Source organism: Cupriavidus necator (assembly GCF_013141915.1).
Classification (GTDB): domain Bacteria; phylum Pseudomonadota; class Gammaproteobacteria; order Burkholderiales; family Burkholderiaceae; genus Cupriavidus; species Cupriavidus necator_B.
In genome coordinates this window covers 611,874-630,494 of the sequence record NZ_SROX01000001.1, presented here as the reverse complement: position 1 = coordinate 630,494, position 18,621 = coordinate 611,874, and the positions used below count along the sequence as shown (strand labels likewise).

17 protein-coding genes and 2 pseudogenes are annotated in these 18,621 nt (G+C 66.8%); 6 read left to right on the top strand and 13 right to left on the bottom strand.

What is annotated here, in order from left to right:
* Window positions 1–26: 26 nt before the first annotated feature.
* From E5S69_RS02895 to E5S69_RS02850, 10 genes are all read right to left on the bottom strand, one after another.
* The gene (locus E5S69_RS02895) at window positions 27–1,175 is read right to left on the bottom strand and encodes a CaiB/BaiF CoA transferase family protein (protein WP_171513495.1); all 1,149 of its coding nucleotides are present in this window, start codon (window positions 1,173–1,175) and stop codon (window positions 27–29) included.
* A 192-nt stretch (window positions 1,176–1,367) separates the two neighbouring features.
* Window positions 1,368–2,108, bottom strand: a complete 741-nt coding sequence (locus E5S69_RS02890; RefSeq protein WP_171513494.1) for an IclR family transcriptional regulator — start codon at window positions 2,106–2,108, stop codon at window positions 1,368–1,370.
* An 80-nt stretch (window positions 2,109–2,188) separates the two neighbouring features.
* Window positions 2,189–3,460, bottom strand: coding sequence for a CaiB/BaiF CoA transferase family protein (locus E5S69_RS02885; protein ID WP_171513493.1), 1,272 nt, complete (start codon window positions 3,458–3,460; stop codon window positions 2,189–2,191).
* Window positions 3,432–4,598, bottom strand: coding sequence for an acyl-CoA dehydrogenase family protein (locus tag E5S69_RS02880; protein WP_171513492.1), 1,167 nt, complete (start codon window positions 4,596–4,598; stop codon window positions 3,432–3,434). Before E5S69_RS02880 ends, E5S69_RS02885 begins: the two co-directional genes overlap by 29 nt.
* Before the next feature lie 39 nt (window positions 4,599–4,637).
* Window positions 4,638–5,408, bottom strand: coding sequence for a citryl-CoA lyase (locus E5S69_RS02875; RefSeq protein WP_171513491.1), 771 nt, complete (start codon window positions 5,406–5,408; stop codon window positions 4,638–4,640).
* On the bottom strand, window positions 5,402–7,561 hold the full coding sequence (locus E5S69_RS02870; RefSeq protein WP_171513490.1) for an acetate--CoA ligase family protein: 2,160 nt from the start codon (window positions 7,559–7,561) through the stop codon (window positions 5,402–5,404). The genes E5S69_RS02875 and E5S69_RS02870 overlap by 7 nt, the downstream gene beginning before the upstream one ends.
* Complete coding sequence (locus E5S69_RS02865; RefSeq protein WP_171513489.1) at window positions 7,558–8,058, bottom strand: MaoC family dehydratase; 501 nt, start codon at window positions 8,056–8,058, stop codon at window positions 7,558–7,560. Before E5S69_RS02865 ends, E5S69_RS02870 begins: the two co-directional genes overlap by 4 nt.
* Window positions 8,059–8,198: 140 nt before the next feature.
* Window positions 8,199–9,362, bottom strand: a complete 1,164-nt coding sequence (locus tag E5S69_RS02860) for an acyl-CoA dehydrogenase family protein (RefSeq protein WP_171513488.1) — start codon at window positions 9,360–9,362, stop codon at window positions 8,199–8,201.
* Window positions 9,355–10,104: an SDR family NAD(P)-dependent oxidoreductase gene (locus E5S69_RS02855; protein WP_171513487.1), complete on the bottom strand. Its 750-nt coding sequence runs from the start codon at window positions 10,102–10,104 to the stop codon at window positions 9,355–9,357. Before E5S69_RS02855 ends, E5S69_RS02860 begins: the two co-directional genes overlap by 8 nt.
* 31 nt (window positions 10,105–10,135) lie before the next feature.
* Window positions 10,136–10,876: an IclR family transcriptional regulator gene (locus tag E5S69_RS02850; RefSeq protein ID WP_171513486.1), complete on the bottom strand. Its 741-nt coding sequence runs from the start codon at window positions 10,874–10,876 to the stop codon at window positions 10,136–10,138.
* A 361-nt stretch (window positions 10,877–11,237) separates the two neighbouring features.
* Between E5S69_RS02850 and E5S69_RS32745 the strand changes: the two are divergent.
* From E5S69_RS32745 to E5S69_RS02830, 5 genes and pseudogenes are all read left to right on the top strand, one after another.
* Window positions 11,238–12,119: pseudogene (locus E5S69_RS32745) on the top strand (MaoC family dehydratase); the annotation flags it as partial.
* A 156-nt stretch (window positions 12,120–12,275) separates the two neighbouring features.
* Window positions 12,276–12,701, top strand: a pseudogene (locus E5S69_RS32130) (CoA ester lyase); the annotation flags it as partial.
* Window positions 12,702–12,784: 83 nt separating this feature from the next.
* On the top strand, window positions 12,785–13,564 hold the full coding sequence (locus E5S69_RS02840) for a GntR family transcriptional regulator (RefSeq protein ID WP_171513485.1): 780 nt from the start codon (window positions 12,785–12,787) through the stop codon (window positions 13,562–13,564).
* Between the two features lie 173 nt (window positions 13,565–13,737).
* On the top strand, window positions 13,738–14,577 hold the full coding sequence (locus E5S69_RS02835) for a universal stress protein (protein WP_171513484.1): 840 nt from the start codon (window positions 13,738–13,740) through the stop codon (window positions 14,575–14,577).
* A gap of 60 nt (window positions 14,578–14,637) precedes the next feature.
* Window positions 14,638–15,051: an ExbD/TolR family protein gene (locus tag E5S69_RS02830; protein ID WP_171513483.1), complete on the top strand. Its 414-nt coding sequence runs from the start codon at window positions 14,638–14,640 to the stop codon at window positions 15,049–15,051.
* Between the two features lie 144 nt (window positions 15,052–15,195).
* On the opposite strand, the gene E5S69_RS02825 is transcribed toward E5S69_RS02830, so the two are convergent.
* Window positions 15,196–16,458, bottom strand: a complete 1,263-nt coding sequence (locus tag E5S69_RS02825) for a DUF445 domain-containing protein (protein WP_171513482.1) — start codon at window positions 16,456–16,458, stop codon at window positions 15,196–15,198.
* A 32-nt stretch (window positions 16,459–16,490) separates the two neighbouring features.
* On the opposite strand from E5S69_RS02825, the gene E5S69_RS32235 reads away from it, so the two are divergent.
* A complete protein-coding gene (locus E5S69_RS32235) occupies window positions 16,491–16,835 on the top strand; it encodes an HMA2 domain-containing protein (RefSeq protein ID WP_236901175.1) in 345 nt (114 codons plus the stop codon).
* 109 nt (window positions 16,836–16,944) lie between these two features.
* On the opposite strand, the gene E5S69_RS32230 is transcribed toward E5S69_RS32235, so the two are convergent.
* Window positions 16,945–17,292: a succinylglutamate desuccinylase/aspartoacylase domain-containing protein gene (locus E5S69_RS32230; protein ID WP_236901174.1), complete on the bottom strand. Its 348-nt coding sequence runs from the start codon at window positions 17,290–17,292 to the stop codon at window positions 16,945–16,947.
* Between the two features lie 70 nt (window positions 17,293–17,362).
* Window positions 17,363–18,577 carry a cystathionine beta-lyase gene (metC, locus tag E5S69_RS02815; RefSeq protein ID WP_171513481.1) on the bottom strand — a complete coding sequence of 405 codons (1,215 nt, stop codon included), beginning with the start codon at window positions 18,575–18,577 and terminating at the stop codon, window positions 17,363–17,365.
* Window positions 18,578–18,621: the final 44 nt, after the last annotated feature.

The following is an 18,621-nucleotide window of genomic DNA, read 5'->3' as shown; positions in this document are numbered from 1 at the left end:
TGCCCAACCGGCATTGCCTGCCTGGCTCAGCGCGGCATGCCAGCCGCGGCCAGGAGTGCGGTCTCGATCTTGTCCGGTGCCAGCCAGCCGGACAGCACCTCGCCAAAGTGGCGCGGGTCCGGCTTGCCCGGCGGCGCGGGCGGCGCGGACGGCGTGCGGCTGAAGCGCGGCGCCGGCGCGGGTTGCGCAATACCGTCCACCTCGATAAAGGTCCCGCGCGCCTTCAGGTGCGCGTGCTGGGGCGCCTCCTCGAAGCTGAGCACTGGCGCGAAGCAGGCATCGGTGCCTTCCAGCAGCGCGCACCATTCGTCGCGGGTGCGGCTGCGGAAGACCGCGGCCAGGCGTTCCTGAGCGGGCGCCCACGTGTCGGGGTCGAGCTGCTCGCCCAGGCTGGCGGGATCGATGCCCAGCTTGTCGAGCAGCTCGCGATAAAAGCGGCCTTCGATCGGGCCGACCGAGATCCAGCGGTCGTCCTTGCAGGCATAGACGTTGTAGTAGTGCGCGCCGGAGTCAAGCACGTTGGTGCCGCGTTGCGGGCGCCACTGGCCCGCCGCGGCCATGCCGAAGAACACCGTGCCGAGCGCCGCAGCGCCGTCGACGATGGCGGCATCGACCACCTGGCCTTGGCCCGACTTGCCGGCCTCGATCAGCGCAGCCAGCACGCCGGTGACCAGGAACATCGCGCCGCCGGCGAAATCCCCCAGGTAGGCCGGCGGAATCGCCGGTCCCTGGCCGCGGTTGCCGATGGCGTGCAGCGCGCCGGTCAGCGCGATGTAGTTGATGTCGTGGCCGGCGGTGTGGGCGAGCGGGCCGGACTGCCCCCAACCCGTGACCCTGCCGTAAACAAGCCGCGGATTGCGCGCCAGGCAATCGCCGGGGCCGAGTCCCATGCGCTCGGTGACGCCCGGGCGGAAACCCTCGATCAGCGCATCGGCGCTTTCGACTAGGTCCAGCACGACTGCGACCGCCTGCGGGTCCTTCAGGTCCAGCGTAATCGACTTGCGATTGCGCAGCATCAGGTCATGGCGTCGTTCGCGCTTGACCCCGAGGTCGGTGTCGCCGGGGCGTTCGATGCGCAGCACCTCCGCACCCATGTCCGCTAGCAGCATGCCCGCCAGCGGGCCGGGGCCAATGCCGGCCAGTTCAATGATTTTCATGCCTGCGAGCGGACCCATAATTTTCCTGTCGAGTGGGATTGGCGTGCGGATTGCGCTGATCGTCTATGCGGTCGCCTGTGTCGTGCGCTTCCGGCACGCCAGCAACCGAGCCACGGCAGCATGGCTTTGATCATCCAGCCTTGCCACAAGGCTTTCCCCCCTCGACTCGGGTAGGTAGCGCGCGAGGGCGCGCGCAAGGCAGCAGGCGCCTCAGCGTTCGCCCATCAGGCCATCGCGCACTTCCATCAGCGCCGCGAGGTACGCTTCATGGTTCTTGCGCATCCGCTCCGCGGGCCCCGCCAGCGAAATACCCGCCGGCTGCCCGCCCAGCCAGCCCGCCACGGCCAGCCCGTGCACGCCTTCGCTGCCTTCCTCGTGCGCTTCATACCAGCCGCGCTCGCGGCCCTGTGCGATCTGTTCCATCAGGACGTCGGCGTCGACGATGGTATGTTCGGTGACCGCGCGCAAGGGGGTTTTTTCCAGCGCGGCGCGGGCTTCCTCCGGTGGCAGCAGGCCTAGCAGGCCCTTGCCGAGCGCCGAGGCGTGCAGCGACGCGCGGTAGCCCACTTCGATGATGTAGCGCAGCGGCAGGCGGCTGGCCTGCACCGCAACGACCTTGACCGCATTGCTGTCGAGGACGCCAAAGAACACGCTTTCATTGGTCCTGGCGCTGACCTGTTCGACCGCCTCCTGCGCCACGGTGCTGAGCGGATCGTTCTCGGCGATCTGCCGGCCCACCTCGAACAGGCGCCCGGTCGGGTAGAAGCGCCGCGTGCGCGAGGTGCGCATCAGGTAGCCGAGCGAGTGCAGCGTGTGCAGCAGGTCGGAGGTGCTGCTCTCGGGCAGCGACAGCAGCCGCGCCATGTCGGAGTTCGACAGTTCGCGCTTTTCGCGCGCAAAAACTTCGAAAACCGCCATGGCGCGGCTGGCGGCGGGGATCACAGTGGGCATGAGGTGGTGGGCAGGTTTTCGGTCGGTGGCAGTATGATACGAAATTTCGTAGCCCGCCGGAACCCTGCCTGTCGCCTGCGCTACTTCACCACGCCCGCCTCCCGCAGCCGCCGGATATCGCTGTCGGCATAGCCAGCCGCCAACAGCAGCGCGTCGGTATGCTCGCCCAGCAGCGGCGCGCGCCGGCGAACAGCCCCGGGGGTCTCGCTCAGCTTGACCGGCACGCCGGCGATCTTTACCGGGCTGGCCGAACCCGGCTGCTCGACGTCGACCAGCATCTCGCGCACCGCGTAATGCGGGTCGGCGAAAATTTCGGCCGAGGTATAGACCGGGCCGAACGGCACCTTGCCACCGAGCACCGCGGCGATTTCCTCCTTGGTGCGCACCGCGGTAAACGCCTCGATGGCGTCGATCACCTGTTGCTGGTTGCGCGCGCGGGCCGCATTGGTGGCGAAGTCGGGGTCGTGCGCCATGTCGGGGCGGCCGATGGCGACGGCCAGCTTTTGCCAGAACGCGTCGGTCGCGCAGGCGATCGACACCTGGCCATCGCGCGCGCGGAACAGGCCGAACGGGCACAGCAGCGGGTGGCGGTTGCCTTCCGGGCCGGGTACGTCGCCGGTATAGGAGGTCTGGTAGACGATGCGCTCGCACATGGCCAGCACCGCGTCGGTCATGGCCACGTCGACAAACTGGCCCTGGCCGGTCGCGCGCGCGCGGTGCACCGCGGCCAGGATGCCGATGCACAGCATCAGCGCTGGCACGGTGTCGCCCACGCCGGGGCCGATCTTGGTCGGGGTATGGCGGTCCGGGCCGGTGATGCCCATCATGCCGCCCATGGCCTGCGACACCACGTCATACGCCGGCCATTGCGCATACGGGCTCTCGCCGCTGCGCGGATCGCCGAAGCCGCGCACGGTGCCGTAGACCAGCCGCGGGTTGGTCTCGCGCAGGGTCTCCCAGGACAGCCCCAGCCGCTCCATCACGCCGGCGCGGAAGTTCTCCACCACGATGTCGGCCTGGTCGATCAGCTGGCGCACGATGGCGCGGCCTTCTTCGCTTTTCAGGTCCAGCGCGATCGAGCGCTTGTTGCGGTTGACGCTCTGGAAATAGCCGCCGAAATCGCGCAGCGTGTCGTCGGCGCAGAACGGCCCGGTGACGCGCGTGCCGTCGCCGGTGATGGCTTCGACCTTGATCACGTCGGCGCCATGGTCGGCCAGGATCTGGGTGCAGAAGGGGCCGGCCAGCATCTGGGTCAGGTCGATCACGCGCAGCCCGGCGAGGGCGCCCGCGGAGTTGGCTTGGGTCTGCACAGGGTCTCCCGGTTCAGGCAGCAATCTTGCCCAGCATGGCATCGGAGATGATGCGCATCTGGATCTCCGAGGTGCCTTCGAAGATCTTGGTCAGGCGCGCGTCGCGCCAGTAGCGTTCGGCCGCGAAGTGCGTGGTGTAGCCGGCGCCGCCGTGGATCTGCAGGCCTTCACTGGTCACGCGCTCGCACATCTCGCTGGCGAACAGCTTGACCATCGAGGCCTCGGTGTCGGCGCGGGTGCCCTCGTCGATCTTCTCGCACACGGAGTAGAGCAGGGCGCGCGCGGCCTCGATCTGGGTCGCCATGTCGGCCAGCTTGAAACGGATCGCCTGGAAGTTGGCGATGGGATTGCCGAACTGCGCGCGGTCCTTGGCGTACTGGATCGCATCCTCCAGGCTGCCCTGCGCCAGCCCGATCGAGCGCGCCGCGGTGTGGGCGCGCGCCGTTTCCAGCCCCGCGGTGGCAAGATAGAACGCCTTGCCTTCGTCGCCCACCATCTTGTCGTGCGGCACGCGGCAGCCATCGAAAGCCAGTTCCCAGGTGGTCCAGCCGTGGTAGCCGATCTTGGGGATGATGCTGCCCTTGACGCCCGCCGGCAGCTCGCCGCGCGGCTTCTCCACCATGAAGGCGGACAAGCCCTTGTGGCGCGCCCGGGGATCAACCACCGGGTCGGTGCGGCAGATCACCAGGATAAAGTCCGCCTCGTCGGCGAAGGTGCACCAGTACTTGCTGCCGGTAATGACCCAGTCGTCGCCGTCGCGCACGGCGCGGCACGAGATATTGGCAACATCGGAGCCGGCATTCGGCTCCGACAGCGAGAACGCGCCCAGCAGCTCGCCGCGCGCCATGCGCGGCAGGTAGTCGGCTTTCTTCTCCGGGGTCAGCGCCTTGAGTGCGCCGATCAGCCCGTTGCCGCGCGCGATCAGGCTGCCCACGCTCATCCAGCCGCGCGACAGTTGCTCCGCCACCAGGCAGTATTCATACGCGCCCAGCCCCAGGCCGCCGTATTCCTCGGGAATCAGGATGCCGAAGTAGCCGAGCTCGGCCATCTCGTCGATCAGCTCGCGCGGGATCTGGCCCTTCTCCGGGTCCAGCTTGTTGGCGATGGGCAGCACGCGCTCCATCGTGAACTGGCGCGCCGCCTCCTGGATCATGCGCCGCTCGTCGGTCAGTTTCTGCATTGTCTCTTCCTTCGGTATCCGATGGCCTGGAGCCGTTCGTTACGGCAGCACGTTGCGCGGATCGTCCTTCAGCACCAGCTGCCAGGCCTCGCGCGCCATCGGCTGGGTCTTCTCCTCAAGCACATGCGCCAGCAGGCCGGCGGAACGGCCCACCAGTGCCAGGCCGCGGGCGATCAGCGGGTCCAGCCCCATCGCCGCCACGATCGCGCCGATCGCGCCGACCACGTTCATCGGCAGCTTGCGGTGCTGCTCGTTGACCAGCACGTGGACGATGGCTTCCATCAGGCGCCAGTGCAACCCGTAGTAGCCATGCTGGCGCGACAGCTCGCGCAACGCCGGCACGCGCGGGTCGCCGTCGACATGGATCGGATGGCCCACGCCGTAGATCTGCTGGCGGCTCGCCTTGTAGCGCTGGATCAGCGCGCGGGCAGTTGCCAGCACCTGCTCGTCGTCGGCGTCGTCGGGCAGTTCGCGCGCGCCTTCGTTGAGCATCTCGGTCGCGTTCTGCATCGGGCCCAGGAACACGCTGCCGGCACCGAGCAGCCCCGTGGCCACCGCGCCCTGCAGCGCTTCGGGCGCGCCGATGTAGGTCAGCCGCGCCGACAGAGAGCTTGGCGTGATGCCATGGTCGGCCGTGGTCACGAGCAAGGCATTGACCATGACCTTCTCGCGCGGGGTCGGCATGCGCGACAGCGTAGTGAAGAAGATCATGTCGACAAAGTCGAACTTGCCGATGATCTCGGTGGCCAGGTTCAGGCCCCGCACCATGATGGTGTCGGTGGTGGTGTAACCGATGTCAGTCTTTACCATGTCGATGGCTCCGTGCCCTGGTACGAGAGGACGGCGTCGAGCGCGGTCACTCCCTGGCCTTGCGGGCTGACCGCAAGGGGATTGATTTCAAGTTCCTCGATGCTGCCGGCGTGCTTGGCCACAAAGCCGGACAGCCTGACCAGCGTGTCGACCAGCGCGTCGATATCGAACGGCTGCTGGCCGCGATAGCCCTTGAGCAGTTCGTAGCAGCGCGTCTCGGTAATCATCTGGCGCGCCGATGCCGGCGTCAGCGGCAGCAGCCGGCGGCTCACGTCCTTGAACAGCTCGATGCTGACGCCGCCCAGCCCAAAGGTGCAGACATGGCCGAACACCGGATCGCGATGGATGCCGACCACGGCTTCGATGAAGGGACCTGGCAGCATCGGCTCGACCAGCACGCCCTCGATCGCCGCGACGTCGCACGCTTTCATGCCGTTGGCGTGGATCTCTTCATAGGCGGCCATGGCAGCGCCGTCGGAGGCAATGCCCAGGCGCACGCCGCCGATATCGGTCTTGTGCGTGATCGCCGCGCTGACGATCTTCATCACCGCCTTGCCGTTGCCGACATTGCGGAAGGCGCGTGCGGCCTCGGTCGCGGAGCTTGCCACCTCGCCGCGCGGCGTGGCGATGCCGGCCGCTTCCAGCAGCGCCTTGGTGCGGGCTTCAGACAGGTTGGCGGTGGCGCTTTGGGTGGCGTTCTGGGTGGCGCTCGCGGCGGCGGTGTCGGCCAGCGGCTGCCATTCGCGATCGAAGTTAGCCTTCCAGCGCCCGTACTCGATCATCCGGCGCACCGCCAGCACCGCATTGCCGACCGCGCGCATCGGCATCAGCCCGCCGTCGATCATCTTGCGCTGGCCTTCGCCGGTGCGGTCGCTCATCCACACCGGCACGATCGGCGTGCCCGGTTCCTCGGCCTGCACGCGCACCATGCTGTCGGCCAGCATGGCGGTGGTCTTGCCGTACTCCACCGGAATCGGCACCAGCACCAGGTCGGTGTTCGGATCGCTGGCAGTGGCCTTCAGCGTGGCGTAGCTGACCTCGGTATTGACCAGCACTTCGGCGGTCACATCGACCGGATTGCTGAACGCGGCAAAGCCGGGCAGGGCGTCCTTCAGCGCCGCCAACGTCTGCGGCGCGAATTCGGCCAGCTTCAGCCCGGCCACGCCGACCATGTCGGACGCCAGCGCGGCGGTGCCGCCGGAGAAGCTGTACACCGCCAGCTGCTCGTTGCCGGTGGGCTTGCGCCGCGCCAGCAGCGAGGCCACGTCGATCAGCTCGTCGATGTCGTCCACTTCAATAATGCCGAGCTGGCGGAACACCGCGCTGTTGATCTCGGCCGAGCCGGCGATAGCGGCGGTGTGCGATTGGGCCGCCTTGGCGCCGTACTCGGACTTGCCGACCTTGATCGCGACGATGGGCTTGCCACGCCGCGCCGCGTGCAGCGCGGCCGCCATGAAGCGCGGGCCGTTGCGCACGCCTTCGAGCGTGGTGACGATCACCTCGATATCCGGGGCGTCGGCCATGTAATGGATATAGTCGCTGACTTCCAGGTCGGCCTCGTTACCGCCGGAGCACCACAGGCCCACGCCGACGCCGCGGTCCATTGCCTGGATGAACGAACGGCCCAGTCCGCCGCCTTGCGTGGCGACGCCGATCGGACCCGGGCGGCGGTCGATGCGCCAGGCCGGCGAGAAGGTCAGGCCGAGGCGCGCATTCATATTGTTCAGGCCCGGACAGTTGGGCCCATAGATGCGCATGCCGGTGCTGGCGACGATCGCGCGCATCTCGGCCTCGATGGCGCGGCCGTCTTCGCCGGTCTCGCCGAAGCCAGAGGTGAAGACGATGGCGAACTTGACGCCCAGCTGGCCGCAGTCGCGCAGGGTCTGGATCACCATGTCGGCGCGCACGGCAAGGATGGCCAGGTCCGGCGCCTGCTTCAGATCGCTGACCGAGGCGACGCAGGGCCGGCCGTGGATCTCGGTGCGGCCGGGATTGACCAGGTACAGGTCGCCCTTGAACTCGGAGAAGGTGGTGAGGTTCTCGAGCGTGCGCCCGCCGATGCTGTCCGGCTTCTCCGACGCGCCGACCAGCACGATCGAGCGCGGGTTGACCAGCCGCGACAGGTCGCTGAACCAGAGGTGCTGCGCGCTCATTGCGCGTCCCCGGCGGTGCGGCGCTTGAACAGGCAGGTCGCCGCCATCTCGGCCACCACTTCGCCGCGCTGGTTGATGCCCTTGCGCAGGAAGGCGATGATGCCGCGATCGGGGCGGCTGGTGGTCTTCTGCTCGACCACCTCGATTTCCACGCGGATGGTGTCGCCGATAAAGGTGGGCTTGGGGAACTTCAGGCGGTTCTCGAGCACGCTGAACAGCGAGCCTTCGAAGAACTGGTTGGGAATCGAGCGCGAGGTCAGCCCGGCCATGAACGACGCCACCAGCATGCCGTGCGCGATGCGCTGGCCGAAGATGGTGCCCTTGGCGTACTCGGCGTCGACGTGCACCTTGTTGAAGTCGCCGGTCAGCGCGGCGAAGGCGGCCACGTCGGCTTCGGTGATGGTGCGCGACGAGGTGGTGTAGGTCATGCCCGGCGTCAGGTCTTCCCAGTAGAGCGTGGTCCTGGCGATTTGGTCGAGGATGGCGGGTTGGGTCATGGGGTGGTCTCTCTCGGTTTGTTCGGTGTGTGCGATGTGGGTGTGATGACCGCTGTTTTGCTCGCCTCTCCCACTTGTGGGAGAGGGGCTGGGGGAGAGGGGAGCTCCTTTCAGACGGTGCCGGTCTTCAATTGCGCGCTTCAGGTCAGCGCGCTGATCCCCAGGATCTCCCGTCCGATGATCAGCGTCTGGATCTCGGTAGTCCCCTCCGGGATCATGCCGCCGCGCGTATCGCGGAAAATGCGCTCGATCGGATAGCCGGTGGCGTAGCCCATGCCGCCGTGCACCTGCAGCGCCAGGTTCGAGACCTCGAACGCGGCCTCGGTGGCGTACAGCTTGGCGATCGAGCATTCGGTGCGCGAGGTGCCGTTCTGCATCGAGCGCGCGGCGCGGTAGCCCAGCGAGCGCGCCGCCTGCGTCTTCATGGTCATGTCGACGATATGCTTCTGCACCAGCTGGAACGATCCGATCGGCCGGCCAAACTGCTTGCGCTGCAGCGCATAGTCCACCGACAGGTCGAGCGCGCACTGCGCCGCGCCGACCGCGCCCATGGCCACGTTCAGGCGGCCGAAGTTCAGCCCGATCAGGATCTGGCGCAGACCCTGGCCTTCCTGGCCGAGCAGGTTGGCGGCGGGTACCTCGGCGTTCTCGAAGGTGAAGGCCGCGGTGCCGGTGCTGCGCGTGAACATGGTCTCGACCGGCGTGGCGCTGTACGGCGTGACGTCGCGTTCGACCAGGAACAGCGACAGCTCGCCGTTGCAGGTTTCGCTGAAGGTGCGCGCCACCACGATGCCGAAGTCGGCGAACAGGCCGTTGGTGATCCACAGCTTGCTGCCGTTGAGCACGTAGCGGTCGCCGCGCTTGTCGGCGCGGGTCTTGATCTCGGCCACGTTGGAGCCGACATCGGGCTCCGAGATCGACACGAAGGTCTTGCGCTGGTTGCGCAGCAGCGGGCGCATGAAGCACTCCTTCTGCTCCTCGGTGCCATACGCATTGATGATGCCGGAGACGATATTCAGCCCGTTCAACAGGATGCGCAGCGACAGCCAGCAATAGCCGGCTTCTTCCATCATTACGGCCCAGGTCAGGTAGTCCAGCCCCAGTCCGCCATCGGCTTCCGGCAGGTGGCCGCCGAAGTAGCCGAAGTCGGCCAGGCCGGTCAGCACTTCGTGCGGGAAGCGCTTGTCCAGTTCGGCCTGGTCGATGCGGGGGGCGATATGCTCCTTCAGGTAGCGGCGGATGTTGTCGCGCAGCAGCCGCTGGTCGGCATCGAGGCCGTCGACGTCAACGTTCGGATCAACCATAGCGGCCTCCGGTCACGAACAGGGTGGTGCCGGTGATATAGCGCGCGTGCTCCGACGCCATGAAGGCGACGGCACCGGCGATATCGCTGGTCTGGCCCGGGAAGGTCACGGCGTTCTTCGCCATCACGTTCTCGAGGATGGTGTCGTAGTTGGGCAGGCTCTTGATGTACTCGGTCTCGATGTAGCCCGGCGCGATGGCGTTGACGGTCACGCCCTTGCGCGCGTGCTCCAGCGACAGTGCGCGGGTGAAGCCGATGATGCCGGCCTTGGCGGTGGAGTAATTGGCCTGGCCCGGGTTGCCGAACAGCGCGCGCGAGCTGATGTTGATGATGCGGCCCCATCCTTTCTCATGCATATGCGGCAGGGCGGCGCGCACGCAGTGGAAGCTGCCCTTGAGCGTGACGTTCAGCACCAGGTCCCAGTCGGCCTCGTCCATCTTCAGGATGGTGCGGTCCTTGACCAGGCCGGCGTTGTTGACCAGCACGTCGACGCTGCCGAAGGCGTCCTTGCCGGCGGCCACCATGTTGCGCACCTGCTCTTCATTGCGCACGTCGCATTGCACGGCAATGGCCTTGCCGCCGCCGGCCTCGATGCCGCGCGCGGTCTCGCCCGCGGCGTCGAGGTCCAGGTCGGTGATGACCACCGCCATGCCTTCGCTGGCCAGCATGCGGGCGGTTTCCGCGCCGATGCCCCGTGCCGAGCCGGTGACGATTGCCACGCGGCCATTCAATCCAAGATCCATCTCTCCTCCTGTTGCGTTGCGTTCAGCGGGTTCAGTGATCGGCCAGCATGGCATCGCGCACTTCACGCAATGCCGCCAGATAGGGCTGCCGATGCCTTTCGATCCGTTCGGTCGGCCCGGCCAGCGAGATCGCCACGGGGCGGTCCCCCAGTTGCGCCGAGACCGCGAGGGCGGTGACGCCGGCGGTGCCTTCGTCGTGGGCCTCGTACCAGCCCAGCTCGCGGCCGCGGGCCAGCTGTGCCATCAGTGGCTCCACGTCGACCACGGTATTGGGCGTGACCGCCGGGCGCCGGATGGTGTCGAGCCTGGCGCGCGCGTCTTCCTCCGGCAGCAGGCCCAGCATGGCCTTGCCCAGGGCCGAGGCGTGCAGCGCCACGCGCTCGCCCACGTCGAGGATGTAGCGCAGCGGCAGGCGGCTCGGCGCCGTCGCGGCAACGCGCACGGCAAGCGGTTCCAGCAAGCCGAAGAACGCGCTCTCGTTGGTGGCATCGGCCAGGCGTGCCACGGCTTCCTGCGCCATGCGCGTCAGCGGGTCGGTCTCGGCGATCAGGCGCGCGGTTTCCAGCAGCCTGCCGGTGGGATAGAAGCGGCGGGTGCGCGAGGTCCGCATCAGGTAGCCGAGCGAATGCAGCGTGTGCAGCAGGTCTGAGCAGCTGCTGTCGGCAAGCGACAGCAGCCTGGCCAGGTCCGAGTTCGACAGGTCGCGCTTTTCGCGGGCGAATGCCTCGAATACGGCCATGGCTCGGCTGACGGCGGGTACCTTCGCTGGCAAGGGTGTCTCTCCAGTATTTCGGATTGAGTTTCGATATACGGGATAAGTCTACGAAGGGCGGTAGACGCGATCAACCAATTTTTCGAGGGGGTGTAGAAGGCTACGAAATAACGGAGCATATTGGCGGCGCTGCGGGCCGTATGTCCGGCGTGAAGGCCGTGAAGTGCATGTTGCGGCACGTCATGTGCGTTTTGCGCCGTTTGATCTGAAACCGCGGGCCCTGGTAGCCAGCGCGCCCTGGAATATCGGGTGGGTACCGTTGACGCGATGCCAGTCCGTATCGACTATGTCCGGACTTACTCAAAATTGATCCGCAAGTCCGGCCGGGCAGCACGCGGCCACAGCGCACGAAGGGCAGGAAATGAGCAAGACACGCAACGGCAACTTTTTCGAAGACTTCCGCGTCGGCATGAAGCTGCGCCACGCCACGCCGCGCACCCTTACCGAAGGGGACCGCAGCCTTTATATCGGCCTGACCGGCAGCCGCGCCGTGCTGGGCACGGCGGAAACCAACGCACGCCAGCTGGGTTTCGAGCGCCGCCCGCTGGAAGACCTGCTGGTGTTCAACACCGCATTCGGCAAGACCGTGCCGGACATCTCGCTCAACGCCGTGGCCAACCTCGGCTATGCCGAGGTCCGGTTCGCCGCGCCGGTCTATCCGGGCGACACGCTGGCCGTCGAGACCGAGGTGATCGGCCTGAAGGAGAACAGCAGCCGCAAGAGCGGGGTGGTCTATGTCCGCTCCACGGCACGTAACCAGCACGGCCGCGAGGTGTTGGGCTGGATCCGTTGGGTGATGGTGCATAAGCGCGACCACGCGGCCGCCTGCGGTGAAGCGGTGGTGCCGGTAACGCAGGCGGCAGTGCCGGCTGAGCAGCTGGCGTGCGACGGCTACGACGCGCGTATCGCCGATATCACCACCATGACCGGCGTTGCCGACCTGTGGGACGACTATGCCGTGGGCGAGCGCATCCACCACCCCGGCGCGATGACCATCAACGACAGCGACCACAGCATTGCCACGCGCCTTTACCAGAACACCGCCCGCGCCCATTTCGACGGCCACGCGATGGCGGCCGGCGGCGGGCGCCGGCTGGTCTATGGCGGGCACATCATCTCGGTGTGCCGGGCATTGTCGTATGACGGGCTGGAGAATGCGCTGTCCATCCTGGCTATCAACGGCGGCAGCCATGTGAACCCGACCCATGCGGGCGACACCATCGCCTGTGCCACCCAGGTGGTCGACAAGATCGACCTGGGCCAGCGCCATGTCGCCGGCCTGCGGTTGCGCACGATCGGCGTGAAGAACGCCGGCACGCAGGACATTGCCTTTGCGGAACCAGGGCAGGGCCGGCCGACCCATCCGCCGGAGGTGGTGCTCGACCTCGACTACACCATCGCCATGCGCAGCCCGGGCCAGTTCGAGCACGCGCTGCTGGCGCGCGCCAAGGCCGACATGGTGGCCGCGGCGCTGGCCAATGGCATCGTGCCGGCGCATAACGTCTGCCTGAACCTGAAGGATGGCGACGTGGTTGCGGCGGATGCCCGGCGCGCGCGCCATGACTTCGGCTTCCTGCGCATGTGGAGCATCTATCCGGCGCAGATCCTGCCGATCGTCAACGCCATGCGGCCGGACTTCACGGAAGTCGAGGATGCCGCCGGGATCCTGGTGGCGGCGCAGGACGCCGACTGGGGACCGATCCAGTACCAGGGCGAGCTCCATGACCGCGCCACGTACCGCTACTTCTGGGAAGTGCTGGAGAAAGCCAAGGTCACCGGCATGACCTTGCCCGCGGAAGCCGACCAGCGCTTCTACGGTCGCTGACACGGCGCGGGCAGGGCAGGGAGGGCCATGCCGCGGGCGCTTACAATGCGCGGGCAAGAGACTTGACTAGCACCACATCCTCCATGGCCCCACCGAAAGCACACCGAACCGGGTTACCCGCCGCCCCCACGCGCTATGCCGAACTGGCCAGCACGCTGGTTCGGGACATCGTCGAGGGCCGCCGCGTGGTCGGCAGCCTGCTGCCGACCGAGCACGACCTGGCCGAGGAGCACGGCGTCAGCCGCCATACCGTGCGCGCATCGCTCCGGATGCTGCAGGACCTGGGCTATATTTCGCGCAAGAAGGCGGTGGGCACCATCGTCGAGAATGCCGATCCGGGCGCTGCCTATACCCAGTCGTTCGGCACGGTCGACGACCTGGTGCGCGTGGCTGCCGCCGAGATCCGCGCCATCGAGACGGTGCGCCACGTCACCCTGGACCGCGCGCTGGCGCGGCGGCTCGAAGCGCCTGTGGGCGGTGCCTGGATCCTGCTGAGCGGCCTGCGGGTGGATGCCTTGCATGGCAATACCCCGGTCGCGCGCGCGGACATCTACCTGGATGCGTCGCTTGCCGGGCTGGTCGATACCATCCAGCGCCAGCCGCACGTCATGGTCAGCGCACTGATCGAGCGCGAATGCGCGCTTGCCATGACCGAGATCCGCCAGGTGGTGACGGCCGTGCTGATCGCCTCGCCGCTTGCCGAACAACTGGGCGTGGCGCCAGGCTCGGCAGGCTTGCGGCTGATCCGCCATTACAAGGATGGCTTTGGCAGGATCCTGGAGGTCACGGACACCATCTATCCAGCCGACCGGGTGTCGGTGGCGTTTCAGCTCAAGCGCGGCAAGGCAGGTCCCGCAGGTTAGGGGCCGCAGCGCCGGCCTGGGCGTGGGTGCGAGCACGCCTGCGGATACGCTGATCCGGATCAGGCGCGAAAGAGCGAGGGAGCCAGATCAGGCGCCGATGATGCGCCAACCGGCTGCGTCTTCTAGACTGCGTAGGTACCCTGCCAACGTCGGAACTATCACGGGATCACGTCATGGACTTCACAACCATAGTTGTCGACCTGGGCGACGATGCTGCCCGGCCCGCCCGCATTGCCACCGCCGCCCGGATCGCCGCGCGCACCGCGGGCACCGTGGTTGGCCTGACGGCAACCGGAACCCGCCTTGAGCCGTTCCGCGGGGCAGGGGAACAGGCCGGCCAATACGCTTCGCTGGCCGCCAGCCATCTGCACAAGCTGGTTGCCAGTCACAAGGAAGCGCTGGACAGTCCGACCTCGCAAATCTCGCCCGGCGTAGCCACGCGGCATGTCGTCATGGATACCGAGTCCGGCTGGGCGCTTGCCGAACAGGGCCGTTACGCGGATCTCATCCTGCCCGCGCCCCCTGCGGCCGAAGCCGATGTGCCCGCGCTGATGGCAGCGGGGGCGGAGTATGCGATGCTCAATGCCGGTCGGCCGATCCTGCTGGTACCGAGCCACCGTGGCCCCGACCTCGGCGGTCACGCCGCAATCGCATGGAACGGCGGCCGCGAGGCGGCGCGGGCGGTCGCGGACGCGTTGCCGTGGCTGCTACATGCCAGCGCGGTTTCCGTCCTGGCCGTCAGCGCGGGAAAGCGTCGCCCCATGGAGGAGCAAGCCTATCGCGATAGCGCGAACCGACTGGTAGCGTGGCTTGCCACCCATGGGGTCCATGCCAGCGTGCGGACTGGCGAGGGCGACCCTGACCTGGTCCTGCCGCAGCTTGCCCGCGAAGCCGGGGCCGACCTGCTGATCGCCGGCGGCTATGGCCGCTCGAGGCTGCAGGAACTGGTGCTGGGAGGAACGACCCGCGCCTTGTTGCGGCAGCAAGGGCTGGCCGTGTTCATGTCGCATTGATGTGCGCGCGGCGCTTGGCCGTCGCGAACTACGCGTTGCTGACGCAGGAAGGACAGCATCATGTCATTCGGCAAGCTCGAGGGAGACGATGACGACGTGATGAGCCAGATCAACATGACGCCACTGGTCGACGTCATGCTGGTGCTGTTGATCATCTTCATCATCACGATTCCCGTCATGCACCAGGCGGTAAAGATCGACCTCCCGCATGCGACGAACCGACCCAACGTCTCCAAGCCGCAGAGCATCAACGTATCGATCGATGCACAGGGCAAGATGTACTGGAACCAGCACGGGGTCGACGAGGCCACGCTGGACCAACGCATCTCGGAAGCTGCGCAGCAACAGCCGCAGCCTGCGTTGCATCTGCGCGCCGATCGCGATGTGCGCTACGAGCGCGTAGCCATAGTGATTGCCGCCGCCCAGCACGGCGGACTTGGCAAGATCGGTTTTATTACCGAACCGAAGCACTGAATGGAAAAATCGGTGCGCGCGATGACGGCGGACAGTTCGCGCGCGGCGGGTGCCCATTCGATGGCTAGATTCGCGACATAGGAGGTTGAGAGTCCGGCAACGAAGGAGATGTCCACCACGACATGACGCCGCTGTAGTTGCAAATCAAGCGAAGAAGGTCAGCGCGTGCAGCGCCAGGCCAACGAGGCCGCCAATCAACGTGCCGTTGATCCGCACGAATTGGAGATCACGCCCAACCTCGACTTCAATCTTGCGGGTAACGGTTGCGGTGTCCCAACGCCGCACCGTATCCGCAATCAACTGCGCCAACTCATGGCGCTGAGCGAAAATGGTGGCGGCGAGGGTGTAGCGGGCGCGTTCATTGAGCCGCGCCTGCAATGTCCGGTCCTGAAGGGCAGCATGTGCCCACTGCGAGATGATGGCGCGCAGGCGGGCTCTGACGAGCGAATCCGGCGACTGCGTATCGGTGCGCAGCATCTGTGTCAGCTCGGCTAGCAGGTTGCGGATGCAGCGGGAGAACGCAGGATGCGCGAGCATTTCCTCGCGCAGTTTCTCCCACTGTGCCAGAAATGCTGGTGATTCAGCCAGCGTCGTGATCCACCCACGCGTCACTTCGGTAAAGCGCCCGCGCCATGGATGGTCCGGCATGTCCCGCACCTCGGCGAGCGCTTCGTCCATAACCCGGATCAGTGAATCCGAAATTTTTTCGTCCAGCGAGACACGTTGCCAGATCCAGCCGGTGCTTTCGCGCACGCGCTGCCGTATCGCGTCCTTGTTCAGGTGTAGCAGTTGCACTTGTTCTTCGAACAGCCGCGTGATTATTTTGTCGTAATCGATTCCCTTGGAAATCTGCGTCAGAACGGTCGAGGCAATGGGTGCCAGTTCGACGCGGCCGATGTGGCTTGCCAGCGTCTCGCGTGCCAGTTTTTCCAGTTCTTCACTGTCGGCCTTGGCCAGCAGTTCGGGGGCAAGTTCTGCCAGGTAATCTGCAATCTGAGCGGTCTGTGCCGGCCTGCCGATCCAGTGTATGAACGAGCCGGCCAGATCAATATCGGCAAGCTTGGCGGACACAACTTCTTTGGACAGGAAATTGGCTTCGAAGAAGGCGCCGAGGTTGCGCCCGATGCGGTCCTTGTTTCGCGGAATGATCGCGGTGTGCGGCAACGGCAGGCCGAGCGGATGTCGAAACAGCGCGGTGACCGCGAACCAGTCGGCGATGCCACCCGCCATGCCAGCTTCGGAAAATGCGCGCAGGAACCCGATCGCCGGGTGCGCATTTTCGTACCGGCGTGCGACGATGAACAGCGCGGCCATGCCGATCAGCAGCCCGGTGGCGGCCCATTTCATGCGGCGGAGGTCGCGCGATTTCGGGTTGGAGGGCGTCGGCGAGTCGGCTGGCAATTCCATGGCTTTGTCCTATGCTTGCATTTCTACGGGGCATGAGCGTGGGCTTGCAATTGCGTTATCCCACGGCCCTTTCGCACGCGGCCCCGCGTGGGCCGGTTCGCAGGAACGTCGACGCTGCGCCGGTCGTCCCCTTGCACAATGTGCGCGGCCGTGCGCGACTACATGTGTCGCGACTGTATCGCGATGAGATAGCTTGCGCAGCCCTGGCACAGCAATTGTGTAAGACGGCCGGCATTGTCGATGTCCGGGCCAATGCCTGGACCGGCAACATCGTCGTGCAGTTCGATTCCGCGTGTTCGCTGGATGCCATTATCGCCTGCATCTCCGCCCATGGCGGGGAGACGCGCGCGCAGACGCCGGCGGCCAGGCATTGGTAGTCGAGCGCGCCGGCGATATTGCCGGGCAGTTCCCCCTTGCCGCCCACATCCTGCCGGCAAGCGACGTGCGGATGGAACGGGGCCATCGCCGCCAGCACATCGGCTTCGCTCACTCTGCTGCCGGGATGCACCTTGTAGACGGTATAGGGCCGCGCATCTCGGTCATCAGCGCGTGGGCCAGGCGCTCAGACACCAGGCCGCCGGCATTGCCAGGATAGGTCTGGTCCAGGTCAAGTTCGTCGTAGGGATTGCGCTTGCGGCGCGCATCCAGGGCATGCGGGTTGCCGGTGGGCGTGACTACCACATTGCCGCGCATCGTGGCCGGGTCGAGGCTGCGTGCAAAGCGCAGTGCGGCCACCATGCCGTTGATTTCGTCGCCGTGCACCTGGCCGTGGAGCCAGAGCGTGCGGCCCGACTGTGCGCCACGCACTGCCACGTAGGGCAGCGTGACCGCCATCCCCGAGGCCATCGTCCCCACGGGCAAGTGGCCGCTGGTTCGGGCCGGGCCGGATTGCTGGTGCAGCTAGTCACCGATGATAGGCATGGCAAGTATCCATTTCTGTAGTGTCGATGTGGGCGATGGCGGCGAACGCCTGGTCGAGGTCGGCCAGCAGGTCCGGCACCGCTTCGAGTCCGATATGCAGGCGGATCACGGTACCGTGTGCGGACCAGTCGGCAACGCTGCGCGCGCGGCGCATGTCGGCCAGCACGGCCAGGCTTTCGAAGCCGCCCCACGATGCGCCAATGCCGAACAGTTTCAGGTTGTCGACAAAGCGCTCCGGGGCTACCGCGGCCCGCGACCGTAGCGAGAACGAGAGCAGGCCATTGGTGCCGTGGCAATCGCGCAGCCACAGCGCGTGGTTCGGGTCGTGGGGCAGGGCGGGGCAGAAGACCTCGGCCACCTCGGGCCGGTCGAGCAGCCACCGGGCGACGGCGAGCGCGCCCGCCTGATGCTGCGCGAGCCGCGCGCCGAGCGAACGGATGCCCCGCTGCACCAGGTAGGCATCGTCCGGGCTCACGGTCATGCCGAAGGCATCGGCCATCGTGGCCAGCGGCTGCCACGCGGCCGCCGTGGTGCACACCGTGCCCATCATCACGTCGGAATGACCGCCCAGGTATTTGGTCGCAGCCATCAGCGAGATATCGGCGCCCAGCTCCAGCGGACGGTAGAGCATGCCAGAGCCCCACGTGTTGTCCGCCGCAACCAGGGCGCCGTGCGCATGCGCAGAGGCTGCCAGCGCGGGCAGGTCGCACATTTCATAGGCGAGCGAGCCCGGCGCCTCCACATAGACGAGCCGCGTCTCAGGACGCAACTTCCCCTCGAGATCCGCGCCATTGGCCGCATAGAAGTCGGCCGAGATGCCGTGTTGCCGCAGGAACCCACTGGCCAGATTGCGTACTGGCTCGTAAACGCAGTCGGGCAGCAGCACTTGCTGGCCGGGGCGGACATAGGCCAGGATCGTCATCGCAGCCGCGGCCAGGCCCGACGGAAACAGCCGTGTCCGGTGGCCGCCTTCCAGCGTCGTGACCATGTCCTCGAGCGCGAAGCTGGTGGGATTGCCCCGCGCGCCATACGTGAACAACCGTTCGGTGTCGCGCCGCGCGCGCATTTCGCGCTGCTGCGCGACGGATTCGAACAGCACGGTGCTGGCGCGCACCACGGGCGGGTTCACGGGCTGGCCGCCTGGCACGCTGGAGGTGCGTCCGGCGTGGGCGATACGTGTGGAGAGCGCTTTCGTCATGGCTTGCCTGCAGGTTGGCGCGAGGTGCGCTAGGGTGGTCGCAA